Raw genomic sequence first — 16,031 nt, forward strand, 5'->3', positions numbered from 1 at the left:
GGAGCGGCAGGATGGAGCAGTTTCAATTAGTTTCGGAATATCAGCCATCCGGTGACCAACCGACAGCGATTGCTGAGTTGGTGTCTGGCGTCCGGGCGGGGAAGCGGCACCAGACCCTGCTGGGGGCAACCGGAACGGGCAAGACCTTTACTATTGCACAAGTCATCGCGCAAGTGAACAAGCCGACCCTGGTCTTGGCCCACAACAAGACACTCGCTGCACAGTTGGCGGCGGAATTTAAAGAGTTTTTTCCGCATAATGCGGTGGAATACTTCGTCAGCTATTACGACTACTACCAACCAGAGGCGTACATCCCGCAATCGGATACGTACATCGAGAAGGACTCCAGCGTCAATGAAGAGATCGACAAGCTGCGCCACTCGGCTACCAGCGCTCTTTTTGAGCGGCGGGATGTGATCATCGTCGCCTCCGTATCCTGCATCTACGGATTGGGTTCACCGGAGGAGTACCGCGAGCTGGTGCTCTCTTTGCGCGTCGGCATGGAGAAAAGCCGGGAAGAAGTGCTGCACCGGCTGGTCGATATCCAGTACACGCGCAACGACATCAATTTTGTCCGCGGAACCTTCCGGGTACGCGGCGACGTCCTGGAGATCTTCCCGGCATCCAACAGCGAGCAGGCGATCCGGGTCGAATTTTTTGGCGATGAAATCGAACGGATTACCTCGATCGACGTGCTGACCGGGGAAATTCTCGGGACTCGCGAGCACGTTGCTATTTTCCCGGCATCCCACTATGTCACCCGCGAGGAGAAGATGAAACTGGCGATTGCCGGGATTCAGGCGGAATTGGAAGAGCGGCTGAAGGAACTGCGCGACCAGGGCAAGCTGTTGGAAGCGCAGCGCTTGGAGCAGCGCACTCGCTACGACATCGAAATGATGATGGAGATGGGCTTTTGTTCCGGGATTGAGAACTACTCGCGCCATTTGACCGGACTGCCGCCTGGACATCCGCCGTACACCCTGCTGGATTACTTCCCGGAAGATTTTTTGCTGGTTGTCGACGAGTCTCACATGAGCTTGCCGCAGGTGCGGGGCATGTACAATGGCGACAGGGCCCGCAAAGACGTCTTGGTAGAGCACGGGTTCCGGCTTCCGTCGGCGAGGGACAACCGCCCGCTGCAATTTTCCGAGTTTGAGCAGAAGATTCATCAGACGATTTACATTTCGGCAACGCCCGGGCCCTACGAGATGGAACACTGTCCCGAAGTCGTGCAGCAAGTCATTCGTCCCACCGGCCTTGTGGACCCAACGATTGACGTTCGGCCGATCAAGGGGCAGATTGACGATCTGATCGGCGAGATACAAGCTACGATCGCCAAAGACGAGCGCGTGCTTGTGACCACGCTGACGAAAAAGATGGCAGAGGATTTGACCGACTACCTGAAGGAGATCGGGATCAAGGTTCGCTATCTGCACTCCGATATCAAGACGATCGAGAGAATGCAGATCCTGCGCTCCCTTCGGCTCGGCGAATTTGACGTGTTGATTGGGATCAACCTTCTGCGCGAGGGTCTCGACCTGCCGGAGGTGTCACTGGTGGCGATCCTGGATGCGGACAAGGAAGGCTTCCTGCGCAACGAGCGCTCCTTGATCCAGACGATTGGCCGCGCTGCCCGCAATGCGGAAGGCAGGGTCATCATGTACGCCGACCGCATGACGGATTCGATGGCCGCTGCGATCCGCGAGACCGAGCGGCGCCGCAGCATCCAGTTGGCGTATAATGAGCAGCATGGCATCACGCCGCAAACGGTGAAAAAGGCGGTTCGCGACGTGATCGAGGCCACCCGGGTCGCCGAGGAAAAGGCCGATTACCTGCCGCACGCCGAATTCAAGAAGCTGTCGAAAAAAGACCGCCAGCAGGTAATCGAGCGAATGGAAGAAGAGATGAAGGAAGCGGCGCGCAATCTGTTGTTCGAACGGGCGGCAGAGCTGCGTGACCTGATTCTTGAGCTGAAAGCCGAAGGATAAGGAGTGGAAAAGAGACATGCCGCTTGAACAAATCATCGTCAAAGGCGCAAGGGCCCACAATCTGAAAAATATCGACGTAGTGATTCCGCGCGACAAGTTTGTCGTACTGACTGGCCTTTCCGGCTCAGGGAAGTCGTCCCTCGCCTTTGACACGATATACGCTGAGGGGCAGCGGCGTTATGTAGAGTCCCTCTCCGCATACGCCCGGCAGTTCCTCGGTCAGATGGATAAACCTGACGTGGATTCGATCGAGGGGCTGTCGCCCGCGATCTCCATCGATCAGAAGACGACCAGCCGCAATCCGCGATCCACTGTCGGCACGGTGACCGAAATCTACGACTACCTGCGGCTGCTCTACGCCCGGATCGGCAAGCCGATCTGTCCGGAACACGGGATCGAGATCACGTCGCAGACCATTGAACAGATGGTGGACCGCGTGCTGGAGTATCCGGAACGAACCCGCATTCAGATCCTGGCGCCGCTCGTACAGGGGCGCAAAGGGGAACACGTCAAGCTGCTGGATGATATTCGCAAGCAGGGCTATGTGCGTGTCCGCGTCGATGGCGAGGTTCGCGACTTGTCGGAAGAGATCAAGCTGGAAAAGAACAAAAAGCACTCGATTGAAGTCGTCATCGACCGGATCGTCGTGAAGCCGGACGTTCAGACGCGGCTGGCTGACTCCCTGGAGACGGCCCTGCGGCTGGCTGACGGCAAAGTCATCGTGGACGTGATCGATCAGGAAGAGCTGTTGTTCAGCGAGAAGCATGCCTGTCCGATCTGCGGATTTTCGATTGGCGAACTGGAACCGCGCATCTTCTCGTTCAACAGCCCGTTCGGAGCATGTCCGGAATGTGACGGCCTGGGAGTCAAATTGGAGGTCGACCCCGATCTGGTCATCCCCGACCTTACCAAGACCCTGGAAGAGGGAGCGATTGAAGCCTGGGAACCGAAATCCTCCAGTTACTACCAACAGCTCTTGGCTTCGGCCTGCCGTCACTTTGGAATTCCGATGGACGTGAAAGTGGAAGAGCTGCCGGAAGAGCAGTTGAAGATCGTATTGTACGGAAACAGAGCGGAGAAGATCCACTTCCGCTATGAGAATGAATTTGGACAAGTGCGGGAGGCGGTCGTGCCTTTTGAGGGAGTCATCCCCAATTTGCAGCGTCGCCACGTAGAGACGAGCTCTGACTACATTCGCGAGATGATCGAGGGTTTCATGGGGCAAAAGCCTTGCCCGGTCTGCAAAGGGCAGCGCCTGCGCCAGGAGAGTCTGGCTGTGTTGGTCGGCGAGCGGAACATCTCGCAGCTGACTGATTTATCGATTGTCGAAGCCTATCAGTTTGCAGATGAGCTGCAGTTAAGTGAAAAAGACGCGAAGATTGCCAATCAGGTCCTGAAAGAAGTGAAAGCGCGGCTGCGTTTTCTCATCGACGTCGGCCTGGATTACTTGACGCTCAGCCGGGCAGCCGGCACGCTTTCCGGCGGGGAGGCGCAGCGGATTCGGCTGGCGACTCAGATCGGCTCCAGTCTAATGGGCGTCCTGTATATTTTGGATGAACCGAGCATCGGGCTTCACCAGCGGGACAACAGCCGGTTGATCAAGACGCTGGAACACATGACCAGCCTCGGCAATACCCTGATCGTCGTTGAGCACGACGAGGATACGATGATGGCCTGCGATTACATCATCGACATTGGTCCGGGTGCAGGGATTCACGGTGGACAGGTTGTCGCGGCCGGCACGCCGGAGGAAGTGATGCAGAACCCAGCTTCCTTGACAGGCGCTTATTTGAGCGGCCGCAAGTTTATCGCGGTTCCGGCGGAGCGGCGTCAGCCGAACGGCAAGTGGGTAGCCATCGAGGGCGCCAAGGAAAACAACTTGAAGAACATCAACGTGAAGATCCCGCTCGGGGTGTTTGTAGCCGTTACGGGTGTCTCCGGCTCTGGCAAGAGTACGCTTGTCAATGAAATCCTGCACAAGACCTTGGCCCGTGAGTTGAACCGGGCAAAGACGAAGCCGGGGGCTTACCGGCGCATCACCGGTTTGGAGCACTTGGACAAGGTGATCGATATCGACCAGTCTCCGATCGGACGGACCCCTCGTTCCAACCCGGCTACGTACACTGGCGTGTTCGACGATATTCGCGACTTGTTCGCCCAGACCAACGAAGCGAAGGTGCGCGGCTACAAGAAGGGCCGCTTCAGCTTCAACATCAAGGGAGGGCGCTGCGAGGCGTGCAGCGGCGACGGGATTATCAAGATCGAAATGCACTTTTTGCCTGACGTCTACGTGCCTTGTGAAGTATGTCACGGGCGGCGGTATAACCGTGAGACGCTGGAAGTGAAGTACAAGGGCAAGAGCATTTCCGACGTGCTGGAAATGACGATCGAGGATGCCCTCGAGTTTTTCCGCAATATCCCTAAGATCGAACGCAAGCTGCAGACCATCGTTGACGTCGGTCTCGGCTACATGAAGCTGGGTCAGCCGGCCACGACGCTGTCCGGCGGAGAAGCACAGCGGGTGAAGCTGGCATCGGAGCTGTACCGGCGCAGCAACGGCCGTACGCTGTACATTCTGGATGAACCGACGACGGGTCTGCACACGGACGATATTGACCGTTTGTTGAAGGTGCTGCAGCGGCTGGTGGAAAACGGCGATACAGTGCTGGTGATCGAACACAACCTGGATGTGATCAAAACGGCCGATTATATGATCGACTTGGGGCCTGAAGGAGGAACCCGCGGCGGACAGATCGTTGCCACAGGCACCCCGGAGCAGGTGATTCAGGTAGAGGGCTCCTATACCGGTCAATTTTTGGCGCCGATCTTGGAGCGGGACCGCCAGCGGACCAAGCAGCGGATGGAGCAGCTCGTAACCGGCTAGAGTGGCAGATTGATCTGGTGAGATAGATTCAGGAAGACAGGCGGACGTAAAGGTGTTCCGCCTTATTCCCCTTCCTGGCGGCTGCATACTGTAAAAGTTCCTTGTCCTCCTGACACTGCCGCTCAATATCATAACACTTGGACTTTTCTGGTTTGTCGTCAATGCTGTCACGTTCGCCCTGACCGTTCGGATGGTGAACGGTTTTGATATCGTTGGACAGTCTCTCTGGCTGATCACAATCATGCTGCTGCGTTGACCAGCCTGTTGGGATGGCTGATCGACGCCGCGGTGAGCAAAGAGTGAGCGGGACGAAAGAAAATGGACAGCGATGGTTGTTCCGGGCAGTCCATCTCCGATACAATAAAGGAAATGCCTGTTGACGCGAAAAGTGTTCGCCGTAAAGGAGAGAAGCATGCGTAAAACAAATGTAAGCCATGTCGTCGAACATTTTCATATGAAAGTGCTGAGTGGAGAGCTAGGGCTTGGACGTGAAATCACGGTGACCGATTTAAGCCGTCCGGGTTTGCAGTTGGCCGGCTACTACTCGTACTATCCGGCTGAGCGGATTCAACTGTTTGGCCTGACTGAGATGGAGTTTTTGCAGACACTGAGCCGCGAAGACCGGCTGGAGCGGTTTCGGTTCTTGATGGATGACGAGACCCCTTGCATATGCGTGACCCGCAATCAGCAGGCGATGCCGGAACTTCTGGAAATATCCGAAGAAAAAAGCGTTCCCGTACTCTTATCGCCGCTGGCCACGACCAGCCTGGTCAGCAAGCTGACCAACTTCCTGGAGAACCGGCTGGCGAAGTCCACTACGATCCACGGTGTGCTAACCGATGTTTACGGCATCGGGGTACTGATCGTCGGTTCCAGCGGGATCGGCAAGAGCGAAACCGCTTTGGAACTGGTGAAGCGCGGACACCGGCTGGTAGCCGATGATGCCGTTGAGATCAGCCAGTCACAGGAAGGGCAGCTGGTAGGAACGGCGCCTGAGTTGATTCAGCACTTGCTGGAGATCCGCGGTCTGGGGATCATCAATGTCATGACGATGTTCGGGGCCCGTGCCGTGCGCAATATGAAAAACATTGCACTGGTGGTTCAACTGGAGTTGTGGGAGAAGGACAAACAGTATGAACGCCTTGGCCTGGACGAAGAGAAAATGAAGATCATTGACACGGAACTGCCGGTGATCACGGTTCCGGTAAGGCCCGGACGAAATCTGGCCGTCATCATTGAAGTGGCGGCGATGAACTATCGGCTGAAGCGGATGGGATATAATGCCGCCATGCACTTTGCCAAACGGTTGACAGATACCATCGAGGATTCCGATCCAGACTTATGACAGCGAAGGAGCAGGAATGACAATGCGTCGGACAAACAGATATTCGGTAAACGGAGCAAACCCGCTGTGGCAGCTGTATCGGACTGTTAGTTTTTGGAAGGTGATGAAGAACTTTATCGTCATCCAAATCGCCCGTTATTGTCCGTTCCTTTCCTGGAAAAACTGGCTGTATCGGACATTTCTGCGCATGGAGGTAGGCGAACAGACGGCAGTGGCGTTAATGGTCATGATGGATATCATGTTTCCGGAGCTGATCAAAATCGGCAGCAACTGCGTAATCGGATACAACACGACGATACTGGCTCACGAGTACCTCGTCGACGAGTACCGCCTTGGCGAAGTAAAAATCGGCGATAGGGTGCTTGTCGGCGCCAACTCGACGATTTTGCCAGGGGTCGTCATCGGCGATGGAGCGATTGTCGCAGCCGGTACTGTCGTGCACAAAAACGTCCCGCCAGGCGCTTTTGTCGGTGGAAATCCCATGCAAATCATTCGGGAAGCGGATTGATTCAATTCGCTTTTTTTTTGTCTCCAATTGTCTGACAATTCGGTTGACCGTTGACCAACTGCCTGTTTAGTGGTACATTTCAACTAACCTTTCACTTTAGTTTATTAGCAGAGTAAAGCGTTTGGAGGGAAAAGCTATGGCAAGGCCGTTGGTATTCGAAAAACCGCTGGGAATGCGGGATATTTTGCCGGAGTCGCTCATCAAACAGCGCCAATTGGAATCGGCGCTCCGACATTGTATCGAAAAGTGGGGATACGACGAAATTGTCACACCCTCCCTGGAATATTACGACACGGTAGGAGCGGCAAGTGCGACATTGGAAAATCGCATGTTCAAGCTGTTGGATAAGCAGGGGCACACTGTCGTGCTGCGTCCGGACATGACATCCCCGATTGCCAGGGTTGTCGCTTCGCTGTACAAGGATGTGCCTTTGCCCATCCGGCTGTTTTATCAAACCAATGTGTTTCGGGCACAGGAGAAGGAAGCCGGGCGAAATGCGGAATTTTTCCAGACCGGTGTGGAGCTGATCGGCGCGGAGTCAGGCGATGCCGATGCAGAAGTGATCGCGTTGGCGGTATCTTGTCTGCAAGCAGCAGAAGTGAATGCCTTTAAAATCGCAATTGGGCATGTGGACTTTGCCAGTGGACTGCTGGAGGAGATCGTTTCCGATCAGGCTGATCGGGACCGCCTCTGGCAGTTTTTACAGGATCGGGATTACGTCGGCTATCGACAAATGGCCGGGTCGTTGAACATAACAGATACGGAGCGGCACCGGCTGCACGCCTTGCTGCATTTGCGCGGAGGGAAGGAGAAGATCGAGGAAGCGCGTCAACTGACGGTAAACGGCAAGGCCCGCAAAGCCGTCCAGACGGTTTTCTCTGTGTGGGAAGCGCTGGAAGCGTATGGCGTGACGGAGCACCTCCTGCTCGATTTCAATCTGGTCAGCAGTCTCAATTATTACACAGGTGCTGTTTTTGAAGGGTATGCCGCCGATCTCGGATCTCCGCTGGTAACCGGCGGCCGTTACGATCACCTGCTGGCTCAGTTTGGCCGGCCCGCACCGGCTACCGGCTTTGCGATCAAAATGGATCGGCTGATGCAGGTAACATCAATTCGGCCGAGAGAGATATCGCAGCGCTTGGCCATTCTGTACCCGGCGAGCAGTCGTCAGGATGCGCTGTTGGAAGCGCAGAAACTGCGCAAAACCGGTCGTACCGTGATCACACACCTGTGTGCGAGCGAGGAGGCGGCTGAAGAGTGGAGCCGGGAGCGAGGATATGAGGTAGTATATGTCAACGGTAGGGAGGGGAGAGGATGAGTCAGCCAATCAATCTAAAAAAGCTGACGATAGCCATGCCGAAAGGGCGGATATTTGAAGAGTCGCTGGTGTTTTTGCGGGAGGCGGGGGTAAAGGTGGCCGCTGATTTGCAAGATTCCCGCAAGCTCATCATTCCAGTGGAAGAGAGTGAACTGGAATTTATCCTGGCGAAGCCGGCCGATGTACCGACCTATGTGGAGTACGGTGTAGCCGATGTCGGGGTCGTAGGAAAAGATGTGCTGCTGGAAGAAGAGCGCGATATCTACGAGCTGCTCGATCTATTGATTGGCCGCTGCCGCATGATGGTCGCCGGACTCCCCGATTGGCAGCCGACGGAGGCGCCCCGCGTAGCGACGAAATACCCGCGGATCGCTTCCCGTTATTTTCGCGAGCAGGGACAGCAGGTGGAAGTAATCAAACTGAACGGGTCAGTCGAGCTGGCTCCTTTGATCGGTCTGGCCGACCGGATTGTCGACATCGTCTCTACCGGGCAGACCTTGCGCGAAAACGGCCTCATCGAATTGGAGCATATCTGCGATATCACGACGCGGCTTATCGCTAACCGGGCCAGTTACCGGATGAAGAGCGAAGCGGTAGATGAGATTGCCCAGAAGTTTTTACAAGTAATTCCAACGAATAATATAGCAGTGATGTAAGTGGGGATGAGATAAAACATGGTGAAAATCGTAGATTCCGGTCAATTTGACACCCGCCGCAGCGTAGACAGCGGCACGAGCGAACAGCAGGCAGCAGTGCGTAAGATCCTCGAGGGGGTTAAGGCAGAGGGAGATGAAGCAGTCCGCTTCTACACAAAGGAGTTTGATCAAGTCGAGCTGCGCGATTTCCGCGTGAGTGAAGCAGAATTTGCGGAGGCGGAGCAGCTGGTCAGCGCCGATGTGGCTAAGGCACTCCAGGAAGCAGCGGCCAATATCGCCGAATACCATCAGCGGCAGGTACGTCAGTCGTGGTTTTCGACCAAGGAGAGCGGTACTCTGCTGGGACAACTGGTGCGCCCGCTCAAACGAGTGGGGCTATACGTCCCGGGAGGACGGGCAGCGTATCCTTCGTCTGTTCTGATGAACGCGATCCCTGCACGTGTAGCTGGGGTAAGCGAGATCGTCATGGTATCCCCGCCGGGGAAAGACGGCAAGGTGAATCCGGCCATTCTCGTCGCCGCGCGAATTGCCGGCGTCACAGAGATCTACAAAGTGGGCGGCGCCCAAGCGATTGGAGCACTGACTTACGGGACGAACTCGATTCCTGCGGTGGATAAAATCGTCGGTCCCGGCAACATTTACGTCGCCTTGGCCAAACGCGAAGTATTTGGGCTGGTCGATATCGACATGGTGGCTGGACCAAGCGAGATCGTCGTCTTGGCCGATGATTCAGCCAACCCGCGATATGTCGCCGCCGATCTGCTGTCCCAGGCCGAGCACGATCCGATGAGCTCGGCTGTGCTCGTCACCCCTTCGCGACCGCTGGCAGAACAGGTGGCAGCGGAATTGGAGCGGCAGGTGGCATTGCTCCCTCGCCGGGAGATTGCAGAGGCCGCATTGCGGGACTATGGCGCGATCTGTGTCGTGGGTGATCTGGAGGAGGGCTTTGCGGTCGTCAATCGATTGGCTCCGGAGCATTTGGAACTGTTAATCGACGATCCCTTTGGCCAACTGGGCAAGGTGGAAAACGCCGGGGCCATTTTTCTCGGACCGTACAGCTCGGAGCCGGTCGGCGATTACTTTGCCGGCACCAACCACGTCCTTCCGACCAACGGGACAGCGCGATTTTCTTCCCCGCTGTCTGTAGACGACTTTATCAAAAAGTCCAGTGTCATCTCCTACAGCAAGGCGGATCTAAAGGCAAACGGCGCAAAAATCGTCGCACTTGCCGAGCAGGAAGGGCTTACCGCCCACGCCCGGGCGATTCAGGAGCGGTTATCTGATTTTAAATGACAAGTATGAAAATTAGATTTTAGATAACGGAGTGAACCAAGATGGCAGAAATGACGCGAACCGCAAGCATATCCCGAAAAACAAATGAGACCGACATCACCCTGGCCTTTACAATCGATGGGGAAGGCAGCAGCCAATTGCAGACAGATGTGCCGTTTTTAAATCACATGCTGGATTTGTTCGCCCGCCATGGAAAGTTTGATCTAGACGTACGGGCTAAGGGCGATATCGAGATCGATTACCATCATACGGTAGAGGATATCGGCATCTGCCTGGGGCAGGCGCTGCGGGAGGCATTAGGAGACAAAAAAGGCATCAGGCGATACGGAAATGCCTTCGTCCCGATGGACGATGCGCTGGCGCAGGTCGTCATCGATTTGAGCAATCGTCCGCACTTGGAGTACCGGGCTGTGTATCCGTCGGCGCAAGTCGGGCAGTTTCCCACCGAATTGGTTCACGAGTTTCTCTGGAAATTGGCACTCGAAGCGCGGATGAACCTGCACGTGATCCTGCATTACGGCCATAACACGCACCACATGATAGAGGCGATTTTTAAGGCGCTGGGACGCGCTCTGGATGAGGCAGTTTCGCTTGATCCCAGAGTCAAAGGCGTACCGTCGACAAAGGGGATGCTGTAGCGTGATTGGGATCGTCGATTATGGCATGGGCAACCTGTACAGTTTGGGGAAGGCCCTGGAGCGGTTGAACTGTTCGTACCAATTTGTATCGGCTCCCGAGAGACTGGCCGAGTATGGAGGGCTCATCCTTCCGGGAGTGGGGGCGTTCGCCGATGCGATGAACAACATTCGCGAACTGAGGCTGCTGTCGGCTATCGGCAGATACGCCGAAAGCGGAAAACCGCTGCTCGGTATCTGCCTGGGCATGCAGCTGTTGTTTCATTCAAGCGAGGAGCATGGCAGCAATGAAGGGCTGGGGCTCTTGGCAGGTAAGGCGGTGCGATTTCGCGGCGAACTGAAAATACCTCATATGGGGTGGAACCAATTGCAGCTGAAGGCACCGAAACATCCGCTTTTGCAAGGCATTGCTGATGGAGATTACGCCTATTTCGTTCATTCCTATCACGTCTGTGTGGACGATTCCGGCGACTTGTTGGCGGTTACCGATTACGGGCATGAGGTGACTGCGATTGTCGGACAGGGCAACATTTACGGTATGCAGTTTCATCCCGAGAAAAGCGGGGATACAGGCATGCGTCTGCTTCAAAACTTTGCCATGCAGTGCGAGGGGGTTTTGCTATGAGCTTTACCATCTACCCGGCAATCGATATACGGGGGGGCAAATGCGTCCGGCTGTATCAGGGGGATTACGCTCAGGAGACAGTCTACGGAGAATCGCCGCTGGAAGTAGCGAAGCAATGGGTGGCTGAGGGGGCAAAATGGCTCCACCTCGTCGATCTGGACGGAGCCAAGGCGGGAGAGCCTGTTCACGCCGACCTGGTGTCGGCGATCGCCCAGGAAGTAGATGTTCCCGTACAGGTTGGCGGCGGAATCCGTACCGAAAAAGACATTTACCGATATGTAGAAGGCGGAGTCAGCCGCATCATACTGGGGACAGCTGCCATTGAAAATCGAGGGTTTGTCGAAAAATCGCTGCGTCTGTACGGAAAGCAGATTGCGATCGGCCTTGACTGCCGTCGGGGATATGTCGCGACCCGCGGTTGGCTGGAGACGACGGATTTAAAGGCGGTTGATCTCGCCAAGGAATTGTCCGCCATGGGTGCCGGGACCTTCATCTATACGGATATATCGCGGGACGGTACACTTACCGGCCCGAATGTGGAAGAGATCGTCGGGCTGGCAAGGGCCACGGGCAAACAGGTGATTGCCTCAGGCGGCGTGAGTACAACGGCAGATCTGCTGGCGCTGGCCCAGTTTGCTGCTGAAGGGGTAACGGGCGCGATCGTTGGGAAGGCTCTCTACACCGGTGCCGTTCAGCTTTCAGCCGCACTACGCCAGTTGCAGGAGGAGGAGATCTGACGTGTTAGCCAAACGAATCATTCCTTGCCTGGACGTAAAAGATGGACGAGTCGTCAAGGGGATCCAATTCCTCGGCCTGCGCGATGCCGGAGATCCGGTGGAGTTGGCAAAAAAATACAGCGAAGAGCGGGCTGACGAGCTGGTTTTTCTCGATATATCCGCATCACATGAAGGGCGCAAAACGATGGTAGACGTCATTGAACAGACGGCGGCCAACATTACGATTCCGTTTACGGTCGGGGGCGGCATTAACAGCGTAGACGATATGAAGCGAATTTTGCGGGCTGGCGCTGATAAGATCTCTCTTAACACGGCTGCCGTGCTGCGGCCGGAGTTGATTCGGGAGGGTTCCAGGGTCTTCGGGTCTCAATGTATTGTCGTCGCGATTGATGCCCGCCGTACCGGCGAAGGCAAATGGGAGGTCTACACCCACGGCGGCCGAAACGCCACTGGGCGGGATGTCATTGACTGGGCGAAAGAGGCTGAATCGTTGGGAGCGGGAGAGATCCTTTTGACCAGCATGGATCACGACGGAGAGAAGCAGGGATTCGGCATTGAATTGACCCGCTCCGTCTCTGAAGCAGTCGGCATTCCGGTGATCGCCTCCGGGGGAGCCGGGGGTGTAGAACACTTTGCTGAAGTCTTAACCGCCGGGAAGGCGGACGCAGCCCTTGCCGCTTCTATTTTCCACTACGCGGAGACGTCCATTTCTTCCGTAAAAGCTCATCTAGCCAAGAGAGGGGTTGTGGTTCGGCCATGAAAAATGCTATTCCCTGGGAGAGTTTGCGCTTTGATGCCGACGGGCTCATCCCGGTTGTCGTACAGGATGCTGTCAGTAAAGAGGTGCTGACGCTTGCCTATATGAACCGCACTTCTTTGGAAAAAACAGCAGAAACCGGTGAAACCTGGTTTTGGAGCCGGTCCCGCCAGGAGCTTTGGCATAAAGGCGCTACCTCAGGAAACACCCAGCGCGTGGTCTCGTTGCGTGTCGATTGTGACGGGGATGCCCTGGTGGTTCAGGTGATTCCAAATGGTCCGGCGTGTCATCGCGAAACTTACTCCTGCTTCGCCGGCATCACTCTGGAATCGCAGGACAACCTCGGAGAGCCGGATCGCTTTGCGATTTTGAATGAACTGGAGAGCTTGATTGCCGCCAGGGAGGCAGAGCGTCCGGAGGGTTCTTATTGTACGTATCTGTTTGAAAAAGGCGTAGATAAGATCTTGAAAAAGGTGGGGGAAGAAGCCGCTGAAGTGATTATTGCGGCAAAAAACCGCAGCCACGACGAACTGCAATACGAAGCGGCTGACCTGCTCTTTCACCTGCTTGTTCTGCTGCGGGAACAAAAGCTCCCGTTGGATGATGTGCTGGCTGAGCTGAAGCATCGGCGCTAAGCTGCAGCGTGCAAATTTGAAATATGATGTATCGTATCAGAGAAAATCGCGCATCCTATGGTAAAAAAAGGGTGGGTGATTTTCTTTGAATGAGCAAAAATGGATGAAAGCAATGGCTTCATTGGTGTTGGCGTTTTCGCTGTTTGCCTGGGCTCCGCAACAAATGGCAGATGCCAAAGAAGGCGGCCGCCAACATCATGATCGACCGTATGGTTTGGATATTATGGGGTCTTCAGCTGTTCAGCGGCTGCTAAATGTTGACGAAGCGACTCTAAGGCAAGCTTTGCGGGACAAGGACCAATCATTGGCTGAGTTTGCTGCTGCCAAAAAGGTAAGTGTCGACGATTTGGTTGCCGCGATCGCAAAAGAAAGAGCAGAGCGTCTCGATAAAGCCGTATCGGAAGGGAAACTTACGGCAGCTGACGCTGAACAGATGAAGAGCAGGCAGGCAGCCGGAATTAAGATGAAAGTAACGACAAAGCCGTCCGATTGGAAGCGTTGGAAGCAGAAAAGACTGCAGCTATTGGCTGAGACGCTGAAGATGGAACCGGCTCAGTTGACAGATCAGCTGAAGCAGGGAAAATCGCTTGCGGAAATTGCCAGCAGTCAAAATGTCTCACAGGATAAGCTGAAAGCGGCCCTGCATGCGATGATGACGGATCGGATTAACCAAAAGGTCGCGAACGGCCTGTTGGCTCCAAGCAAGGCAGAGAAATGGAAGGAAAAGCTGAATACGCAGATCGACAAGCGAATTCATTTCAAGTACGCGGCGAATAAACACAAGGAACATGAGCAATAAGAAGAAGGAGGGCAAACCTCCTTTTTTCTTTGGCGGTAAGCGTAAGGAAAACATTGGAGGTGCCAGTAAGTTAAAAACCATGTTGACATATCGGAATAGCGGTAATATAACTGGAATATCTCTTTCAATACAGAGAAGAATTCTTTTGAGAAAACGGGAGGGATTCCGATGACAACGCTATGGACGATTGTCAACATTGCGGTTTTGGCTGCAATTATTTATGTCCTTTATTCTTTGCAAAAAAAGCATGTCTCGTTCTCAAAGCGGGTTTTCCTTGCTTTAGGTACAGGTATAGTCTTTGGACTCGCCCTGCAGTTCATTTACGGAGCGACTTCAGATGTGATGAAGACCTCGATGGACTGGTTTAATATCGTAGGGAAGGGCTATGTGAAGCTGCTGCAGATGATCGTGACGCCCTTAGTCTTTTTGTCCATTCTTTCGGCCTTTACAAAAGTCAAATTGACTCAAAACCTGGGAAAGATCAGTACTCTGATCATCGGTTCTTTGGTCGTGACGACGGCAATTGCCGCGGTGATCGGGATCGGGTCATCCTATGTATTTCATCTGGAGACGATCCAAATTGAACAGGGCAACGCAGAAGCAGCCCGTGCCGAACAGGTGGAACAGCGTTTAGGCGATATACAGGGGCTCACTTTCCCACAAAAGATCCTGGAACTTCTCCCGGCCAATCCGTTTCTTGACTTCACGGGGGCGAGAGCTACATCGATTATTGCAGTGGTGATTTTTGCGGCCATTCTCGGAGTTGCGTACCTCGGGGTCAAGCGGAAAAACCCCGAGCAGGCTGATCGTTTTGCGGGGATCGTGGAAACCTTTTACGTGATTATTATGAGAGTAGTAACGCTGATTTTGCGCTTGACCCCGTACGGAGTACTGGCGTTGATTACAAAAGTGGCGGCAACGAGCGATTATGCGGCCATTTGGAAGTTAGGCACCTTTGTCGTTGCTTCTTACGCCGCGCTGCTGCTCATGTTTGTGGTACACCTGCTGTTGGTTGCGGCTGTAAAGATGAATCCCATCTTCTACGTAAGAAAGGTATTTCCGGCACTTTCCTTTGCTTTTACTTCCAGAACGAGTGCGGGTACCTTGCCGTTGACAGTGAAAACTCAAACAGACGAGTTGGGTGTTCCTGAAGGGATTGCCAACTTTGCCGGGACGTTTGGCGTCTCCATTGGTCAAAATGGCTGCGCCGGCATTTATCCGGCGATGCTGGCCGTGATGGCGGCGCCTTCGGTCGGAATCGATCCGTTTACGCCTTCATTCATCCTGACCCTGATCGCAGTAGTTGCCATCAGTTCGTTTGGTGTAGCCGGTGTCGGCGGCGGCGCTACTTTTGCTTCGCTGCTGGTATTGTCCACATTGAACCTGCCGATCGCGCTGGTTGCTCTGCTCATATCCGTCGAACCGCTGATTGACATGGGGCGGACTGCTTTAAATGTCAGCGGAAGCATGGTTGCCGGGATTCTGACGAGCCGCATCACCAAGGATGTCAATCCGATCGTCTCAACCGGGCAGAGTCACGCGGAAGCATAAATAGAGAGTGAACATGGACGGACCCATCCCCTTCCTGTTTGGGAGGGGAATTCTTTTTCTGCAGGCTCTTTCATTTACCGCGGTAATGTTGGTAAAAAAATAGCGAAAAATAGTATTGACTTTCTATGTGTTAGTGTGATAGATTATTCATTGTCGCTGCTGAGCGGCGAAATCGATAGAGTGAAAAAGAGAAACGGCTTCAAAAAAACTCTTGACTCTATGAAATCGAATGTGGTATAGTAGAAAACGTTCGACAAAAATGCTCTTTGAAAACTGAACAGCGAAGCGTTTTAGTGAGTA

Annotated in this window: 15 protein-coding genes; all 15 read left to right on the forward strand. The window is 54.5% G+C overall.

Going from position 1 to position 16,031, the window contains the following annotated elements:
• Positions 1-11 precede the first annotated feature (11 nt).
• The 15 genes from uvrB to ACI7RC_RS04525 all read left to right on the forward strand — a co-directional run bounded on the left by uvrB (position 12) and on the right by ACI7RC_RS04525 (position 15,731).
• Positions 12-1,988, forward strand: coding sequence for an excinuclease ABC subunit UvrB (gene uvrB, locus ACI7RC_RS04455; RefSeq protein WP_408107023.1), 1,977 nt, complete (start codon positions 12-14; stop codon positions 1,986-1,988).
• 16 nt (positions 1,989-2,004) lie between these two features.
• The gene (gene uvrA, locus ACI7RC_RS04460) at positions 2,005-4,872 is read left to right on the forward strand and encodes an excinuclease ABC subunit UvrA (protein WP_408107024.1); all 2,868 of its coding nucleotides are present in this window, start codon (positions 2,005-2,007) and stop codon (positions 4,870-4,872) included.
• Positions 4,873-4,981: 109 nt separating this feature from the next.
• Positions 4,982-5,128 (forward strand): phage holin family protein, encoded by a 147-nt coding sequence (locus ACI7RC_RS04465; RefSeq protein ID WP_408107047.1) that lies wholly within the window; start codon positions 4,982-4,984, stop codon positions 5,126-5,128.
• A 156-nt stretch (positions 5,129-5,284) separates the two neighbouring features.
• Entirely contained in the window at positions 5,285-6,217 is a 933-nt protein-coding gene (hprK, locus tag ACI7RC_RS04470; protein WP_408107025.1) for an HPr(Ser) kinase/phosphatase, read from the forward strand.
• A 22-nt stretch (positions 6,218-6,239) separates the two neighbouring features.
• Positions 6,240-6,725 (forward strand): acyltransferase, encoded by a 486-nt coding sequence (locus ACI7RC_RS04475; protein ID WP_408107026.1) that lies wholly within the window; start codon positions 6,240-6,242, stop codon positions 6,723-6,725.
• A gap of 136 nt (positions 6,726-6,861) precedes the next feature.
• Positions 6,862-8,043, forward strand: coding sequence for an ATP phosphoribosyltransferase regulatory subunit (locus tag ACI7RC_RS04480; protein WP_408107027.1), 1,182 nt, complete (start codon positions 6,862-6,864; stop codon positions 8,041-8,043).
• Positions 8,040-8,699, forward strand: a complete 660-nt coding sequence (gene hisG / locus ACI7RC_RS04485; protein WP_408107028.1) for an ATP phosphoribosyltransferase — start codon at positions 8,040-8,042, stop codon at positions 8,697-8,699. The genes ACI7RC_RS04480 and hisG overlap by 4 nt, the downstream gene beginning before the upstream one ends.
• An 18-nt stretch (positions 8,700-8,717) precedes the next feature.
• Positions 8,718-9,992, forward strand: coding sequence for a histidinol dehydrogenase (hisD, locus tag ACI7RC_RS04490; RefSeq protein ID WP_408107029.1), 1,275 nt, complete (start codon positions 8,718-8,720; stop codon positions 9,990-9,992).
• Between the two features lie 50 nt (positions 9,993-10,042).
• On the forward strand, positions 10,043-10,630 hold the full coding sequence (hisB, locus tag ACI7RC_RS04495) for an imidazoleglycerol-phosphate dehydratase HisB (protein WP_408107048.1): 588 nt from the start codon (positions 10,043-10,045) through the stop codon (positions 10,628-10,630).
• Position 10,631: 1 nt separating this feature from the next.
• Positions 10,632-11,252, forward strand: coding sequence for an imidazole glycerol phosphate synthase subunit HisH (gene hisH, locus ACI7RC_RS04500; protein ID WP_408107030.1), 621 nt, complete (start codon positions 10,632-10,634; stop codon positions 11,250-11,252).
• A complete protein-coding gene (hisA, locus tag ACI7RC_RS04505; protein ID WP_408107031.1) occupies positions 11,249-11,989 on the forward strand; it encodes a 1-(5-phosphoribosyl)-5-[(5-phosphoribosylamino)methylideneamino]imidazole-4-carboxamide isomerase in 741 nt (246 codons plus the stop codon). Before hisH ends, hisA begins: the two co-directional genes overlap by 4 nt.
• 1 nt (position 11,990) lies before the next feature.
• The gene (hisF, locus tag ACI7RC_RS04510; protein WP_408107032.1) at positions 11,991-12,749 is read left to right on the forward strand and encodes an imidazole glycerol phosphate synthase subunit HisF; all 759 of its coding nucleotides are present in this window, start codon (positions 11,991-11,993) and stop codon (positions 12,747-12,749) included.
• Positions 12,746-13,381 (forward strand): bifunctional phosphoribosyl-AMP cyclohydrolase/phosphoribosyl-ATP diphosphatase HisIE, encoded by a 636-nt coding sequence (gene hisIE, locus ACI7RC_RS04515; protein WP_408107033.1) that lies wholly within the window; start codon positions 12,746-12,748, stop codon positions 13,379-13,381. Before hisF ends, hisIE begins: the two co-directional genes overlap by 4 nt.
• A gap of 85 nt (positions 13,382-13,466) precedes the next feature.
• On the forward strand, positions 13,467-14,180 hold the full coding sequence (locus tag ACI7RC_RS04520; protein WP_408107034.1) for a hypothetical protein: 714 nt from the start codon (positions 13,467-13,469) through the stop codon (positions 14,178-14,180).
• A 168-nt stretch (positions 14,181-14,348) separates the two neighbouring features.
• Entirely contained in the window at positions 14,349-15,731 is a 1,383-nt protein-coding gene (locus ACI7RC_RS04525; RefSeq protein WP_408107035.1) for an L-cystine transporter, read from the forward strand.
• The last annotated feature ends 300 nt before the right edge of the window (positions 15,732-16,031 follow it).

The organism is Brevibacillus sp. B_LB10_24, assembly GCF_046036945.1.
GTDB lineage: Bacteria > Bacillota > Bacilli > Brevibacillales > Brevibacillaceae > Brevibacillus_C.

What these genes read in the sequence shown, in the direction of transcription:
- hisG (WP_408107028.1), top strand. Translation starts at nt 8,040, where the DNA reads ATGAGTCAGCCAATCAATCTAAAAAAGCTGACGATAGCCATGCCGAAA.
- ACI7RC_RS04525 (WP_408107035.1), top strand. Translation starts at nt 14,349, where the DNA reads ATGACAACGCTATGGACGATTGTCAACATTGCGGTTTTGGCTGCAATT.
- hisA (WP_408107031.1), top strand. Translation starts at nt 11,249, where the DNA reads ATGAGCTTTACCATCTACCCGGCAATCGATATACGGGGGGGCAAATGC.
- uvrB (WP_408107023.1), top strand. Translation starts at nt 12, where the DNA reads ATGGAGCAGTTTCAATTAGTTTCGGAATATCAGCCATCCGGTGACCAA.
- ACI7RC_RS04475 (WP_408107026.1), top strand. Translation starts at nt 6,240, where the DNA reads ATGCGTCGGACAAACAGATATTCGGTAAACGGAGCAAACCCGCTGTGG.
- hisIE (WP_408107033.1), top strand. Translation starts at nt 12,746, where the DNA reads ATGAAAAATGCTATTCCCTGGGAGAGTTTGCGCTTTGATGCCGACGGG.
- hisD (WP_408107029.1), top strand. Translation starts at nt 8,718, where the DNA reads ATGGTGAAAATCGTAGATTCCGGTCAATTTGACACCCGCCGCAGCGTA.
- hprK (WP_408107025.1), top strand. Translation starts at nt 5,285, where the DNA reads ATGCGTAAAACAAATGTAAGCCATGTCGTCGAACATTTTCATATGAAA.
- ACI7RC_RS04480 (WP_408107027.1), top strand. Translation starts at nt 6,862, where the DNA reads ATGGCAAGGCCGTTGGTATTCGAAAAACCGCTGGGAATGCGGGATATT.
- uvrA (WP_408107024.1), top strand. Translation starts at nt 2,005, where the DNA reads ATGCCGCTTGAACAAATCATCGTCAAAGGCGCAAGGGCCCACAATCTG.
- hisB (WP_408107048.1), top strand. Translation starts at nt 10,043, where the DNA reads ATGACGCGAACCGCAAGCATATCCCGAAAAACAAATGAGACCGACATC.